8 protein-coding genes and 1 pseudogene are annotated in these 16,362 nt (G+C 64.8%); 2 read left to right on the forward strand and 7 right to left on the reverse strand.

Annotation, left to right across the window (positions count from 1 at the left end):
• The coding region (locus IE206_RS05140) for an FG-GAP-like repeat-containing protein (protein ID WP_189960816.1) at window positions 1–2,823 on the reverse strand (2,823 nt) is incomplete at its 3' end.
• A gap of 535 nt (window positions 2,824–3,358) precedes the next feature.
• Between IE206_RS05140 and IE206_RS05145 the strand changes: the two genes are divergently transcribed.
• The gene (locus IE206_RS05145) at window positions 3,359–9,766 is read left to right on the forward strand and encodes an RHS repeat domain-containing protein (RefSeq protein ID WP_226598802.1); all 6,408 of its coding nucleotides are present in this window, start codon (window positions 3,359–3,361) and stop codon (window positions 9,764–9,766) included.
• A gap of 23 nt (window positions 9,767–9,789) precedes the next feature.
• Window positions 9,790–10,032, forward strand: a complete 243-nt coding sequence (locus IE206_RS05150; RefSeq protein WP_189960817.1) for a hypothetical protein — start codon at window positions 9,790–9,792, stop codon at window positions 10,030–10,032.
• A gap of 127 nt (window positions 10,033–10,159) precedes the next feature.
• Here IE206_RS05150 and IE206_RS05155 read toward each other — a convergent pair whose 3' ends face one another.
• The 6 genes and pseudogenes from IE206_RS05155 to IE206_RS05180 form a co-directional block, all read right to left on the reverse strand.
• A complete protein-coding gene (locus IE206_RS05155; protein WP_189960818.1) occupies window positions 10,160–10,444 on the reverse strand; it encodes a hypothetical protein in 285 nt (94 codons plus the stop codon).
• Window positions 10,445–10,472: 28 nt separating this feature from the next.
• Window positions 10,473–11,250 (reverse strand): annotated as a pseudogene (locus IE206_RS05160) (peptidoglycan-binding protein).
• A gap of 559 nt (window positions 11,251–11,809) precedes the next feature.
• Window positions 11,810–12,928 carry a hypothetical protein gene (locus IE206_RS05165; protein ID WP_189960819.1) on the reverse strand — a complete coding sequence of 373 codons (1,119 nt, stop codon included), beginning with the start codon at window positions 12,926–12,928 and terminating at the stop codon, window positions 11,810–11,812.
• A 35-nt stretch (window positions 12,929–12,963) separates the two neighbouring features.
• Complete coding sequence (locus IE206_RS05170; protein WP_189960820.1) at window positions 12,964–15,192, reverse strand: hypothetical protein; 2,229 nt, start codon at window positions 15,190–15,192, stop codon at window positions 12,964–12,966.
• 36 nt (window positions 15,193–15,228) lie between these two features.
• Window positions 15,229–15,657, reverse strand: coding sequence for a hypothetical protein (locus IE206_RS05175; RefSeq protein ID WP_189960821.1), 429 nt, complete (start codon window positions 15,655–15,657; stop codon window positions 15,229–15,231).
• Between the two features lie 240 nt (window positions 15,658–15,897).
• Window positions 15,898–16,077 (reverse strand): hypothetical protein, encoded by a 180-nt coding sequence (locus IE206_RS05180; RefSeq protein ID WP_189960822.1) that lies wholly within the window; start codon window positions 16,075–16,077, stop codon window positions 15,898–15,900.
• Window positions 16,078–16,362: the final 285 nt, after the last annotated feature.

The raw sequence follows: 16,362 nt of genomic DNA on the forward strand, positions 1-16,362 counted from the left end.
GGCCAGGCCAGGCCAGCCGGTCACGGTGTTGTCCGCCTTGCGGCCCCACAGGTCGGCGGTACCGTCGCCGTCGAAGTCGCCGGAGGAGCCCAGCGTGGGGTAGTCCCCCTGAGGCAGCAGTGGGCCGTCGATCTTCGTGCGGTGTCCTTCGGTGCCCCAGGTTGCGTAGTTCACGGCGGTGTTGGGGTCGAGGGGGTCGGCTTCGCCGTAGGCGCGGTAGAGCTCTCCGCTGCTGTTCTTGCGCATCAGCAGGTCCGGACGGCCGTCCTTGTTGAGATCGCCGGGCGCGACCAGGGTGAACTGGTCCCAGTCGCTGCCGCCGACGGGGATGGGGTGGGCACGGACGGTGTCGAGGTTCTGGGTGCGGTTGCCGTAGTACACCCACAGCTGCTTGCCCTGCTTGACGAGCAGGTCCGGCATGGAGTCCTTGTTGAAATCACCGCCGAGGACCTGATCGGCATCAGACCAGTGATCGTCGCCTGTCCAGCCAGGGGTCTGACGGCACTTGGGGGGAATCACCCCGGGCTTGGGGCAGGCCACCTTGAGGGTTCTGACGTCCTCGCTCTGGGGGTTGATCACACCGCGGCCGTTGTTCGGGTACATCCGCAAGGTGTTCTTGCCGGACTCGCTGTTGCGTTCCAGGGCGATGAGGTCGTTCTTGTCGTCCTCGTTCCAGTCGCCGCTGGCGGCGACCTGCTGGCCGGGGAAGGCGCCGCCGCCGTTGGTGGCGACCGAGAACTCCTTGTTTCCGTGCCCGGCGTAGGTCAGCAGGGTGCCGTTGGCATCGACACTCCAGATGTCCTTGAAGGTGTCGCCGTTGAGGTCGCCGGGCTGGTCCCGTGTCTGGTTGCGGTCGGCGTAGTAGAGGTAGCTGGCGGTGTCGGAGCGGTTGCCGGCTTTGTCCACGCTGAAGGCGTAGACAAGGTGGGGGCCGGCGTTCGGTGGAGCGGCGCCGGTGGTCCAGGCGGTGCCGGCCTGGGAGACGTTGACCCGGGGGTCGGTGTCGGTCCACCAGTGGTAGGCCACTACGTCCTTCACGCCGTTGGGTCCGAAGGTGAAGTGGCCGTCGTCGTTCACGTTGCCGTTGGGCTCGTCCGGCCAGCCCTTGTCGCCGCTGGGGAACACGGTGGAGGTGATGGTCGGCGGCTGGCTGGGGCGTTCACGGTCCACCGTGAATGTGCAGGTGTCGCTCCAGGGCGAAGTCGCGTTGTCCTGGTCCCGGGTCTGGACCTTCCACGTGTAGTCACCACTGGGGACTGCATCGCCTGGCAGGGTGATTGAGGCATAGCGGTTGTTGAGGGCCGGGATCTCAGTGTCGACCACCGCCTTCGCGGTGCCGGTCTTGAAGACCTGGAAGTGGGCCTTGAGGTTGCCGGTGTCCTTGTCGTCGACGTGGGCGGCGACGCTGATGGGCGTGTTGCCGATGGTGCCGCCTGCGGTGCAGCTGGTTGCCGGGCTGGTAGTGAGGTGGTCGGGCTTCTTGGGCGGGTTGTTGTACTTCACCTCCAGCACGGCCGTCTTCTGGTCGAACTTCTTCCACTGGTTGACGTCGTTCTCATTGGGGGCGTAGAGACCGAGCGTGAGGCTTACCTCGTTGGCGGCGACGCTGTCGCGCAGCGCCGACGTCGCGTCGTATTCCAGGTTGCCCGCGGGGCACTGCGAAGGGCTCCAGCCCTTGGACTCCTTCGACGTGGACAGGGCACCGCCGATCTTCTTGGGCTGGTTGTTCCAGGTCGTTGCGGGAGAGATGTCCTCGGTGCGGTACAGCGTGGCTGGGGCGTCCTGGCAGGACCAGGACCATACGTTCCGCAGGCGGAAGGTGGCCGACTGGATCTGCGCCCCGCTCACGTAGCTCGTGTCGACGCGGAAGAAGGAGCGTGAGGTGCCGTTGGTGTCGCTCTCATGGCCGACCCGCACCACGTCGTTCGCGTTCCAATAGGAATGCTTGGGATAGCTGTTGTAGACGCGGGTCCAGCTCCACTTCTGGCGGTCGCCCCAGCCCCAGGTCGGGTCGATGTACACCGGGTACGTGGTGCCGGATCCAGTGAGCAGCTTCTGGTCCGGGGTTATGGCCAGCTTGTCACCGGTGATCTCGGCGTCCATCGGAGCGTCCTTGGCTCCGGCGCCGGGCTCGAAACTGTCGGCGGGTGCGCTGGCGGCCTCCCCTGCGGCCAGCGCACGCTTGGCCACAGGGGCCGCGGCGGGAGTGGGGGGATTCGCAGGGGTACTGGAGTCCCACATCATCGGGGCCGGGCTCGTGAACACCGTCTGCCCCGAGGGGTCCGTCGCGACCAGCGACTTGGTCTCTTCGTCCTTGGCGATGTCCAGGCCGACCGTGTTCGTGGCGAACTGCAGCTGGGCGAGCTCCGGGTTCTTCGCCGCCTCGGCCGTCTTGACCACCAGGAGCTGAGAGAACCCCTCGATGTCGGCCTTCAGCTGCAGGTCCACCCCGGCCAGCACCTCGGGATAGGTCGCCACGTTCCCGTTCAGCGTGGGCTTGGGCAGCGCCTTGGGCCACGACAGCGTCAGCGTCCGCCCGTCCTTGGCACCCGACAGCATCGGCCCCGTACCACCACCGGAGAACCTCACCGCGACCGTCGACGCCTTCGGCACCACCGAACCATCCGCCGCGAACCCTAGCGTCGGATCCGTCGCCACCCACACACCGTCACGCCACACCCGCACAGCCTGACCGTACTGACGCACCGAGAACGACCCGTCCGGCTGCGCCCACGTATCCGTCGCCTCGGTACGCGCCGACGTCAACTCATACGGCTGTCCGGTCGACTTGGCCTGCTGCAGCGCGTACTCCTCCCCGGTCATGACACCGCGCGCCACCGGATCCGGCTCCGCCGAAGCAACCGCCGGAGCCGCCATCGGCGAAGCCGCTGCGGTTGGCAGCGCGACCACAGCAGGAGCAACAACCCCTGCAGCAAGGAGCACGGACATGGCGCGTATGCGCGAGCGGTTTCTCGGCCAGATTCTGACTTGTCGCCTGTACACCTCATCCACCCTTTCTCGATAGAGCAAATTGAAGGCGACTCTATAGCGCCAGAATCGGTCGCCGAGACGCACCATCAGATTCCTCTCGCGCACACTTACTTTACATCCATAAATGACCGCAATCATGATCTTTCGACTCAAAGCAGACGCACAGGTTGCTCTTAGATTTCAATGGCCCACCTCGCTTGACCTGCAACAACCAGAGGAGGTAAAGAAGCTGTAAGTGTCCTGTGTGTCATCTCGGCAGGGCTTCTGATTTCCTCTGCACCTGCCGATGAAAAAGGGAAGTTGACACTCGATTTACACGGCTTGGTACGCTCCGGCGATCATTTTTTAGATGCGCAAGGGGTGGGACGTGAGCCGATTCGGCATGCGTGCACTGGCCGTTACTGCGGCCGCTGCAATTACGGTGGGGGTGCTACCAGCGGTATCGGTGGCCGAGGGGAAGGATCCCGGTCTACCCGGGCTCAAACAGCCAAAGGCTGTGCACGTGGAGAAGGCTCAGCCCGGGGGGATGAAGCGGAAGGACGCTGCGGCCAACCCCTGGAAGAAGCCGAAGGTCACCTGGCCGGCCGCCGCCACCGCCGAGATTGACCTCGCGGCCCCAGATGCGGCGTCAGCCACAAGGAGTGGCTCTCAGCCAGGTGAGCAGCCTGTTGGTAAGAAGCGGGCCGGTTCTCTGCCGGTTTCCGTCACGAGCGGCACAGGCGAGCGAGGCTTCAACCAGGCAGACCCAACCAAGATAAAGGTCACGGTCGCGGATCACGCGACAGCGCAGAAGGCGGGCATCAGCGGCCTACTACTGTCCGTCAACCGAGCGGACAAGGCCACCAGGCCCGGCTCGGCACAGGTGGAACTGGACTACTCCGCTTTCAAGGGCGCCTACGGAGGCGACTGGGCTGCCCGCCTGCGTTTGGTCCAACTCCCCGCGTGTGCCCTCACCACGCCCGGCGAGGCGAAGTGCCAAGTCGGCACACCGCTTGTGACGACCAACAACACCAAAGCCAACACCCTGTCCGCCAACGTGAGCCTGGCAGGCGCCGCACCGATGTTCGCCCGCAGCGCGGCCAGCAGTGCGACGGTGCTCGCCGCCACCGCAGGCAACTCTGGTGGCTCTGGCGACTACAAGGCGACCCCGTTGGAAGCCTCGGGGGCCTGGAGTGCAGGCGGTTCTGGCGGTGCCTTCAACTGGTCCTACCCGATCGGCGTGCCGTCGGTGCCGGGCGGCCTTCAGCCTTCACTCGGGCTGAGCTACAGCTCACAGGCGGTGGACGGCAAGACCGCTGCGTCGAACAGCCAGGGTGGCTGGCTTGGTGACGGCTGGTCGATGGAACCCGGTTTCGTGGAACGCCGCTACAAGGCGTGCTCCGACGACAAGGCCAGCAGCACCAACACCACCAAAATCGGCGACCAATGCTGGTACAACGACAACGCCACCCTGTCGCTCAACGGCAAGAACACCGAGCTGGTCTACGACAAGGCCACCGGCTGGCACCCCGCAGACGACTCGGGCGAGAAGGTCGAGAAACTCACTGGCGCCGACAACGGCGACAAGGGCACCGCCGGGGCCAACGGTGAAGGAGGGGCAGGCGAGCACTGGAAGATCACCACACCCGACGGCACTCAGTACTTCTTCGGTCTGAACAAGCTTCCCGGCTGGCGCGCAGACAACCCAGACACCAAGGACAAGGTAGACCCCGACCCGGTTACCAACTCCACTTGGACCGTCCCTGTCTTCGGTAACCAGCCTGGCGAACCTTGCTACAACGCCTCCTTCGCCTCCGCCTGGTGCCAGCAAGCTTGGCGCTGGCAGCTCGACTACGTCGTCGACCTGCATGGCAATGCCATGTCCTACTACTGGAACACCGAGACCAACAACTACGGCCGCAACGTAGTTGAAAGCACTGGCAAGGCCACTCCCACCTCCTACGTGCGGGGCGGCTGGCTCGACCGCATCGACTACGGCCTCCGCTCCGACAGCGTGTACACCGCCAAGGCCATGGGCCAGGTCAAGTTCGACGTCTCGGAACGCTGCCTCACCACATGCGGAACGTTCGACGAGACCAACCGGCTGAACTGGCCTGATGTCCCCTATGACTTGTACTGCAAGGATGGCGCGACCGAATGCAAGGGCCAGTTCTCACCCACGTTCTGGTCGCGTAAGCGCCTGACCATGATCACCACAAGGGTCCTGACCGGCGGCGTCTACAAGGACGTCGACTCCTGGGCACTTGACCAGGGCTTCCCCGCAAACGCCGGGGATGGCATCTCCTATCCGATGTGGCTGAAGTCCATCACGCGAACGGGTAGGGCCGGCGGAACCACCCCACTGCCACCTGTGACGTTCACCGGTCAAGGAAAGGCCAACCGGGTCGACAAGACAGGCGATGGGCTGGCCCCGTACATCCGGCTGCGCATGTCGCAGATCACCACGGAGTCCGGTGCAACCATCGGCGTCGACTACCTCGACCCAGACTGCACCGCCACCACCCTGCCAGCGGCCGACGGCACGAACACAACTCGCTGCTTCCCCGTGAAATGGCACTACGAGGGAGAAACCGCCAAGCAGGACTGGTTCAACTCCTACGTCGTCCAGCGGGTCATCGAAGGCGACAATCTGGCAACCACGCCGGACACCGTGACCGAGTACAGCTATCTTGATGGCGCCAAGTGGGTCAAGAGCACGGACGAGTTCGCTAAACCCGAAGACCGCACATATTCGGTCGCCCGCGGCTACGAGCGGGTCCAGACCCGCAAGGGCGCCGACAAGGAACAGCGGACACTCACGGAGACCCGCTACTTCCGGGGAATTGACGGCGCCGCAGTGAAGGACTCCGCCGGCGTCAGCGTGGCTGACCGAGAGCAGTTCGCCGGTATGAAGCGGGAGGTCGCCACCTACAACGGCGACGGCGGACCACTCGTTTCCGCCACCTCCTACACTCCCTGGCGCTCGGACAAGACAGCCGGTCGGCCCCGCACCGGACTGCCAGACCTCCAGGCCTTCCACACGGGCACCGAGAAGGAAACCACCCGCACCACCGTCACCGACGGCACCCGCACCACCGAGCTGACCCGGCACTACGACAGCTACGGAATGCCGGACACCGTCTCCCAGGCCGGCGACGTCGCAAAGTCCGGGGACGAGCGGTGCACCACCACCATCTATGTGCGCAACACAGGGATCTGGCTGCTGGACACTGTCTCCCAGACCAAAACGGTCGCCCTGCCATGCGGCACGGCAAGCGACACACCCCGCGACGCCACCATTGATGACACTCGCACGTACTACGACAACAACACTGACGTGAACAGCGCCCCGTCCAAGGGCGAAGTCACCAAAACTGAAAAGATCAAGGGCGCCGGGCTGGGCTACGACACCGTCACCTCCATCCCCAGCACCTGCGGTCCGCTCAAGACCACACTCTGCTACGACCAATACGGCAGGACGCTGGCATCGGCAGATGCCTACGGGAAGGTCACGACCACGGCCTTCACCCCAGCCTCTGGTGAAGCAGCTACAAAGAAGCTGGACACCAACCCCCTCGGGCACACGGTGGCCACCCTGCTTGATCCACTGCGGGGGCAGCCGACACAGGTCACAGACGCCAACGGCAAGGTCACCACGACGGCGTACGACGGACTTGGCCGCGTCATCAAGACCTGGATCCCCACGCGTTCGGTGAGCGAATACCCGAACTCTGCGAACTACACGTTCGACTACCAGATCCACAATGACGCACCCAACGTCGTCACCAGCACCAAACTCACCCACGACGACGCGCGGGAAACCACTTACGCCTTCTACGACGGCCTCCTGCGCCCGCGGGAGACCCAGACTGAGTCCCCCGACCGCTCCGGACGGCTCATCACCGAGATGTTCTACAACACCCGTGGTGAGACCAATCGCTCTTCCGGGACCTACTACGCGACGGGTAAGGCCGAGCCCGTACTGGTGACCGGCGCCGAGTCCTCGGACTACCCAGCCTCCGCGGAAACCATTTTCGACGGGGCTGGCCGCACCACGGTCGTAATCGGCAAGCGGTTCGGGGACGAAACCGCTCGGACCACTACGCGCTATACCGGCGACACCACCACCGTCGTCCCTCCCAAGGGCGGCACCACCACCACGACCGTTGTCGATGCTCTCGGCCGCACCATCGAGCAGAGGCAGTACACGGACGCGGAGGGCAAGAACTTCCAGTCCACGCTGTACACGTACAACAGCCTTGGACGCCTCGAACAGCTCACTGACCCGTCCGGCGCCAAGTGGACCTATCGCTACGACTCCCGCGGCCGCCAGACGCATGTCGACGACCCGGACAAGGGCGCATCGGACATCGTCTACGACCAGGGCGATCGAACAACAGACACCACAGACGCTCGCGGCATCACCCTGCACACCGACTACGACGCCCTCGGACGGCCCACTGCGCGGAAGAACGGCGCGGCAACTCTGGCTACCTGGACCTACGACACCGCAGCCAAGGGCAAGCCAGCGAAGTCAACCCGGTATGACGGCACCAACGCCTTCACTGCTGAGGTAAAAAGCTACGACGACCTGTACAACCCTAACGACACCGCAGTGACGGTACCTGCCAGCGAAGGCAAGCTGGCCGGAACCTACGAGTGGTACGCCCAGTACAACGCCAACAGCAACCAGCTGACCGACCTCTACCAGCCAGCCCTCGCCAGCCTCCCTGAAGAGACCGTCAATACCTCCTACACGGCCGTCCACGGGCTGCCCAATACGGTGCACGCAGGCAACGACCCTCTGATCTCGGACGTCACATACGACCATTACGGCCGCGCCACCCGCCTGGGATACGGCGCCTTCAGCCAACATGTATGGTCCACGACCGAGTACGACGACCACACCGGCAGGCCCACCCGCGTCACTACGGACAAAGACACCTCTCCTAAGCGCGTCGACGACACCAAGTACACCTACGACCCGGCTGGCAATATCACCTCGATAGCCGCCGCCCTCGGTCAGGACACTGCCCGCACCACCGACACCCAGTGCTTCACCACCGATGCCTTGCAGCGCATCACGGAAGCCTGGACTAATTCCGGCGAGCAATGCGCCGGTGCACCGTCGGCTGATGTAGTGGGTGGCCCAGACGCTTTCTGGACCAGTTACGCCTACGACCCTGTCGGTAACCGCAAGACCGAAACCCAGCACAAGACCGCATCCGGCCCGGTCTCTGACACCACCCGCACGTACGCCGAACCGGCCAACGGCACCCACAAGCTACCCAAGGTCACCCAGACCGGCGCCAGCAGTCACGAGGAGACCTACTCCTACGACGAAGCCGGAAACACCAAGACCCGGACCGCAGGCCCAAGGACGCAGAACCTGACCTGGGACGACGAGGGGCACCTCAAGACCCTCGCCGACGGCGCCAACACCACCAGCTACCTTTACGACACCGACGGACAACGCCTCATCCGCCGCGACTCCACCGGCACCACCCTCTACCTCCCCGGCGGCAACGAACTTCACGCCGATCAGGCTGGCGTTGTCACTGGCACCCGCTACTACAGCGCCGCCGGACAGACCGTCGCCATGCGCACCGGTGGCAAACTCACCTACCTGCTCGACAACCACCAAGGCACCGTCAACACCCAGATCTCCGCCGACGCCACTCAGACCGTCACGCGCCGCAAAACCACAATCTTCGGCGCACCACGTGGTGACCAACCCGCGATCTGGGCCGGAGACAAGGGCTTCGTCGGCGGCACCAAGGACGCCGACACTGGACTCACCCACCTCGGCGCCCGCGAATACGACCCCATCATTGGCCGATTCATTTCGGTCGACCCCGTCCTCGAATCAAATAAACCCCAGTCGTTGACTGGCTACGCATACGCCGAAAACAATCCAGTAACCCTCTCTGACCCCACCGGACTGTACACAGTACGCTGTAACCCTTGCAGCGATGAGCAGAAATTTGTCGAAGAACATGTCTCACCTGACACGTTCAGCGGCGAAACTTGGGAGTCCAAGTATCCCACCTACCGAAAGCTCAAAAATAGAAATAGGGGTTCAATAACCCAGGCCAGCTCAAAGCCTACGCCGCAGCATTACCAATACGAAGTCAATGGCGTATGCGTTTGGGCCATGGCAAGCAGCTGCGAAACCGTAGACAATCTGCCGACCACGGCTGCCGAAGTTCCCGACCTGCCTTGCACCCCCGACGAAGCGGGGTGGATCTGCGACCTGAGGAACTCCTATTACAAATCCATGGTCCGCTTCGGCCCACTAATAGGAATGGCCGGAGCCTCCCGCGGTTTGGGTGGACGCACAGCCGGATCCGCCGGGGCGGCCGTAGCCGCAGAGGAGGAAGGAGCTGCGGGTGCCCTAGCTCGCTCGACCGCGGCCACCTCCGATGCGCTATCTGAGATCGCTGAGTCTTTCTCCACGGAAAAACTCTCCGCACTGGGAAAGAATCCAGAAAAGAACAACTTCACGCGCGCCGGCCTTGAGCTCCAGAAGCACGCTAATCGCACGTCGAACACTGGACAATGGCCGTACCCTTCAGGGAAGAAAAACCCGTGGACATGGAGCGATGCAGGGCAAGAGGCACTGGATGGGATTCTCAACGACAAGCGGTCCGCAGTGCAGCGGTACGTGAGCCGCAACGGAGACCACATCATCGAGTACTCTGCTCCGTGGGGCGGCGCCATGTTTAAGCAGACGGGAGGCCAGGGCGACTGGATGTTCTATTCATTCAGGGAGTACGCGGACCGCAAGCAGCCATAAACGCAATCAATTGAGGAGCCCAGTTGACGTATTATCGATATCATGGCGCGCTGATCGAGACGGTCGCAATCAGTGACGGTTCATCAGACCTCGACGGCCATGTCGTCGAATTCTGGGATACCACCCCCGGGGGTCGTGGAGAAATGCTCCACATCTATTATAGTGCGGGCAAGTACTGGAAACTCGACACCTTGGGCCAGACGCTGGAGTCGGAGTTTACGGACTGGGCTCTCGCCATCGCTAAGGATGAACTTCTCGGGCCATAGTCAGCCCTGGAAGCAAAAGGATTCTTGGCGGGATCGCGGCGGCCATGGCCACCGCGATCCCGCCGCCCTTATATAAATATTGACAGCCACCCGGGAACCGGCCGAATTTAGGCCGAGATAGCCTTCCCTAGAAATAGGAGCCAATCGAATTAATTGGCCATAGAGAGATTAATTTTTCGCGCCATATGCGTCCACCAGCAGCCGCGCATAGCCCAGGAGCCAGCCAAATCGCGGCGACAGGTGCTCCTCCCGCGAGCCGGAAGACTCCGTAGTAGACGAAGGTGGCAACCGGGGTCAGGACTCCGGTAACGGCAGTCTCGTCGAGTTCGAGGCCGTGTCGCAGAGCCACGGCGACAAGCCAACCGACGGCAGCTGGCACACCCGTACGCAGCAACGAGGCGTAGACGTTCATGCGGGTACTCCTTGATCAGATGGGGCGGTCAGCTGAAGAGCCGGCGCCAGGTCTCGGGGCCGGGGTAGCCGTCGGCATCGGATCCGGTCCAGCCCTGGGCGCGCTGGAAGTCCTCCGTGTTCTGGCGGTCGGCCTCGCCCCAGTCGCGCGAGGGGCCGACCCTGTAGTGACGGCCGTATCCCTTGCGGACGAGCTGCTGGCCGATCAGGAGGATCGAGTCGTTGACCTTCCCGTCGCCGAACGCGGAAGCGCCGGGGAAGGGCGGAACGGTCGGAGTCGGCTTCTCGCCCGAGGATCCGCCGTTGAGGTAGCGCGCGACACGTGCGCGGAAGTCGTTCATGGAGAAGGAAGGGTCGGGCTTGCCGGGCTGCCATCCCTTGCGGCCGATCACGGACCGCTCGCTCCAGCCATGTGCGCGGCACAGGGCCGCTGCCCAGCGAGCAGCCGCGTCGACCTGGGCCTTGGGCCAGGGATCGCTGCCGTCACCGGCGTTGATCAGCTCGGTGCCGTAGAAGCGGCTGTTGCCGTCGGTGTTCGCCTCGTTGTCGACGGGCAGAGCCCGCTTGTCGATGACAGCCTGGAGCACGTCGGCGTCACCGAGTCCCGCGTGGTTGGCGCGGCCCCAGCCGACCATGTGGCAGGTCCGACTTGTCGATCACGGAGCGGCACAGCGGGCCTGGCGGGCCGGAGTAACCGGTGTAGCAGAGGTCGACCATCTGGGACTGGCTGTACCTGACTTCGACGATGTTCAGGACGGCGGCTCGCGGTGCGGACAGGGCATGGCCGGACGTAAGGGGTGTTGTCATTGGCCGCGTCCCTCGGGGGCGAAGAGGGCAAGGCCTTTCTCATCGGTAAGGCACTCCGCTGTCCGTGAGTTCAACTCCTCCATTGTCCGCACTGCACAACCTGCGTCGATTCAGCTAAGCACCCCGATCCGCTTCCAGGGGAAGGGCTCTCGGGGGTCTCCAGGGGACACGTAGGGGACGGAAGGACCCGGAAGGATCAGGAAGGCCAGCGCAGAGCCAGAACGGTTGCAGGTCGCTGACCTGCGAATACGGGAAGATCGAGGCGAGATCAGGAAGCCGCCGGAAGATCCGAAAAGGACTCATAATCCGTCGGCCGTGGGTTCGAGTCCCACCCGCCCCACTACGAGGCGCAGGTGCAGAAACGATCTGGCCTGCGCCTTTGGCGTTTCTGGCGAGCGGGGCGGCTTCCGCCGGGGAGGGGCCGCCGGCCCCGCCCGGGGCGGCCGGGGCACCCCGTACGAGCGATCACCCGCACGGCTCCCTTCTCTCCCAGGGCGCGTAGCGCGCCGCCGCGCCGGGCGGGTTCCCGCGAGCCCGCCCGGCGCCCTCGGCAGGACCGCTAGGGCGTGGCCGTCATCCGCACACCGGTGCACCCGCGCTGCTTCGCCTCGTTGTCCGCGAACGCCTTCAGGGCGGTGTTCGCGAAGTCGGGGGAGTAGTGGGGGACCGGGTGGGTGATGTCGTTGCCGTGCAGCTCCAGGAGGTGGGTGATGACGAAGGCGGCGGGCTCGGTGGACTGGGGGCACTTGGCGGTGGCCGAGGCGTAGGTCCTGTCCCCGCCGGGAGACGTGAGCCAGCGGGTGGCTCCAGCGCGGAACATCTTCGCGCTCGTGCCGTAGAAGGCGTACAGCCCGTACCCGGGCTTCGTGGACGGCGTGGCCAGATAGCAGTTCACCTGGGGGGCCTGGGCGTCCGCCGGGTACTCCATGGCCTGCGGGACGTCGTGCTGAGCCGCCGTCGGAGCGAGGGTGCGCAACGCGGCGCAGGAGCCGGTCGCCTGGCCGAGGGGCTTGGCCGGGTTGGGCCCGGCGCCGTAGGGAGGCGATGACACCGTGGTCAGCTTTTCGCCGCCGCTCGCCTCACAGCCGTACTTCGCCGCCGTCTTCCGGGCGGTCTCCGTGGTCACCCTGCCCAGTCCCGTGAGGGCGGCAGCGCTCTTTGACGGGGCGAAGCCCGGTGCGGCGAAAGACCCGTAGGCGACGAGCGCCTTGCTCCTGTCGTTCCGGCAGTCGAGTGCGACCTGAACAGCCGCACTGCCGTCATTGCGCACGATGCCCGACCAGCCCCCGCCGAGCGGCGCGACCTGCCCCATGGCCCCGTTGTCGAGGTCGGAGCCGGAGGGAAAGGCCTCCAGGGACGAGGGCTTGGTAGTGCTCCAGCGCAGAGACATCTCCAGAGAGCCGTTCCTTCCGGAATCCGCCCTCAGTACCAGGCAATGGGCCAGGTAGCCGTCATCGAGATCAAGGGGTTTCGCGCGCAGTTCGGAGGATTCCAGAGCCGTGGCGAGATCGCCCTGTGCCAGGATTCCGCCGCAGGCCTGGTCCACCGATCGGCTGTTGCGCCAGGAGTCGTATATGCCGGTGCTGTAAAGGACTTGGGCCGCTATGGCCAGAACAGCGATGAATGTCCCCGCGTACCAGCCGGGGTGGATTCGTCGGAGTCTGGAGATCTTCTGCATGGTGCTCATTCTGTCGAGAGCCGTTTCGCAGGGCGTCAGCGGTCGGCGCGGAGGTAGATGAGTGTGCCGTTACGGCCCTTGTCGTATTCGTCCTGGGCGCCGCGGAGGATGAACTTGGTGTAGTCGCTGTCGATGTCGTGGCCGCGGCTCTGCCCCCACAGCCTGACCATGTGCTCCGCGTCGCGCTGTCCGGCCTCGTAGGTCTTGGCGTTCTCACTGGTGGCCGCGAGATTCGCCTCGGCCGTGTGTTCCTTGTTGGACTCGTACGTCCACAGGTCGACGGCCTTCGTGGCGGCATCTCCCACAGGGCTGAGACTGGACACGGGATTGAACATCAGTGCCGTGCTGAGGGAGGAGCCGATTCCATGGTTGAAGTCGGCTGCCCACTGGGTCTTCTTGAAGCGCTCGTCGAAGATGATGTCCGACCGGATGGCGTCGTAGCCTCCTATGGCCCGTGAGGATTCGGCTATGCGGTTTGTGATGGTGATGTTGTCCGCGTTCTGCGGAATAGCAGCCAGGACGTCGTGAGAGTATTTTTGCTCCGCGCCGTAGAGATGTCCGAAAGCCTCGGGATCATCGGCTATTCCGCGCATGAGCTGTGCCAGGTGGTTGGTTGAGACCGCCATGTGCGCGCCGTCCTTGTCGGACCAGACGCGGCCTGGATCGTCCTTGGGGATCTGGTAGGCCGAAGCGTCGTTCGCGAACGTCTGGTGTGTATCGGCTGTGTACGACGTCAGGATGTGCGCCAAAGGCTCGGTGAGGTTCTTCGGCAGCTTCTGGGCGTGGTTGTCCGCGCTCAGCGTGTCGATCGTCTGCTGCAGGATGCTCGCCTGCGCCGTCGTGTGGTGTCCGATGGGGTGATACGCGCCCGGCGCGTTCCCGGTCGTCGCGGCTTCCAGGGCGGCGCCGAAGCCCTTGCGGACGTCGCCGTCCTCCGCGGTGACCGCCATGCCCTGCGTGGTGCCGCCGGGCGGCGTCGCGAAGTGGTCCACGACCGTGTCCCAATCCCGGCCGTGCAGCAGGTACTTGAGGTTGTCGCTGTGGGCCGGGTCCAGGTAAGCGGTGCTGGTCGCCGGGTCGTGGGACATGATGCCGAGGACGCCGTCGAGCGGGTCGTTGGCGAACCAGCCCCGGTCGCCGCCACTGAACTTGTCCCGCAGGGCCCAGACCGAATCGAGGTTCCCCTTGGCCGTGTACGACACCTCCGCGTGCCGGATGTCGTCCGCGGTGTCCTTGAGGAACTGGCCCGAATAGCCGTCCCCGTGCTGCATCAGGGTGACCAGGCTCTGGTAGCCCCGGACCCGCTCGTTCGGGATCTTGCTCAGGCCGTCCAGCTTGAACTCCTCGGTACCGGCCTTCTGCATTTCGCTGCGGAAGTGCTTGTAGAACGCGGAGTCGGGGTCCTTGGTCGCCGTGGACAGTGTCGTGGCGAGGCCCTTCTGGATGTCCAGATACTGGCCGCTCTGCTTCTTGTCCTTGTAGTAGGCAAGGCTGTCGAGGGAGTTGGAGAGCTTCAGGGTTCCGTCGGCGCCCAGGTTGTCGAGCAGGGTCTGGCTGAACACCTTGTCGCCGGCATTGTCGCGGAACAGGCGCTGCAACTCCTGATAGTCGTGCGCGGTCGCGTCTCCCGAATCGACGCGCAGCGCGATGTCCTTGCCCTCGTCCGCCTCGTACTGCTCGATGTCGCCCTTGGCCTGCCCGTTGAACCCGTTGCTGGTGCCGTCGGTGATGACGGAGTCCTTGACGACCTCGGTGAGGGCCACCTCGAACCCCTCGTCGGCGTCGCACACACTCCGTACGGCGTTGTCGATACGGGACTGCCAACTGCCCGCCTTTTCCTGTGCGGACCGCTGGTAGTCGGGGTCGTGGTGGTAGGCGCTCAGCTCCGACTGGTCGAGTTTGCTGGTGTCGAACGTGACGTGTCCCGTGGATGAGACGGTCATGCCGTCCTTGATGGCGGCATCGCGTTCGGACTCCACCTTCTTTCGCAGGTCCACGAACTGCGTGTGGGCGTCTCTCAGAAGCGAGGCCATCGCCTTGGCCTCGGTCTGGGCTTTCTTGTACTCGTTGAGTGTGATGTCGAACATGGCGTTCGCGGCCCGTGAACTCTCACCCACCCACGACGTGGGGAGCGTGACGGTGTGCACCTTGTCGTGGTACAGCGTCTCGTGTTCCTTGAACTTCCCCGCCATTTCGTCCCACTGCGTCACCGCCGTGATCAATGTGGACAGGTCGGTCGCCAATATCTCTTGGTACGTGGGCATGTGTGAGGTCCTGTATGTCGGCGAAATGCGAGGGGATCAGTAGAGGTCCATGGGGGAACCGGGGCGCGCGATGCCGTGCTTGATCCCGAAGTCGGTGTCGTACAAATGCGTTTTGGCGCCGGTCAGTGAGGACTTCTCGTAGCTCAGGCGGTTCACCAGGGCCTGCACCTGTTCGCCCCAGGTGTGGTGGGCCTTCTTCAGCGCGCCGGACGTCACCCAGCCGTGGCCGTCGTGGGGCCCAAATGCCTTGATGGCGTTGGCCGTTGACTCGTCGGCGTGGGCGCCGGAATCCTTCGTTTCCCGTTCGAGGTGGTTCCCGATGGTGTCGGCGGCGGCCTTCTTCGCCTCGGGAGTCGAGACGAGATCCGACTGGCCTGATCCGGTGAGCAGTGGGGGCGGCAGGGGCTGGTGGTCCAGACTCATGCGGGACGGGCCGCCGTGCTCACTGGTCGTATCCATGGACATGCGAGATCTCCTGAGTCCGCTGGCGGCGGCCGACCGGCGTGCCGCTTCGGGCCGAGGCCGCCTCATGACTGACAGGTTCTTGATCCTATGGAGGGCCGGGTGCCGCGGGCGGGGCCCGGCAGTGCGGGCGGAACATGTGGGGGAATCGTGTGTGGGGGGCATAGCGAAGGCCCCCGGTGACTCGCACGGGGCGTGCGGCTGCCGGGGGCCTCTGGTCTGGGGCCGTGGGTTACGAATCTTTCACAGGGCGGACTGGAAGGCCGATGCGCTCGGCACGTTTCCGGCGGTTGTGGTGATGCGGTCGAGCGCGGTCGGGACGTGGCCCGCGTGCTGTGCCGCGGCACGCGCGGTGAGCGGCACGCGCCGGGCTGTCTGGGGGGCGGTGGTGCGGCGGGCGGCGGCGGAGATCAGGGTGTTCATGGTTGGCCTTCCGGCGAGATGCGTCGCCGCCCCCGCCTGATGAAGGCGGGGGCGGCGGCGACGCTGACTGATCGGGGGAAGCGTAGCGGCGCCCAGGGGCTTCGGCGCGCGCTTGTAGGCGTGGCATAAGGATGGTCCCCGCAACCGGATCGGGCCGCCGCGCCCCCGACCAGAGACGATGCGCGACGGGGGGCATGTCCACCGCCTCCGCACCGTCCCGGATACCGGGCTCCGGTGCGTTGACCCGCTCGGGGTACGACTGCCCCGGTGAGGGCCGTGACGGCC

It is taken from the genome of Streptomyces violascens (genome assembly GCF_014649955.1).
Taxonomy (GTDB): Bacteria; Actinomycetota; Actinomycetes; order Streptomycetales; family Streptomycetaceae; genus Streptomyces; species Streptomyces violascens.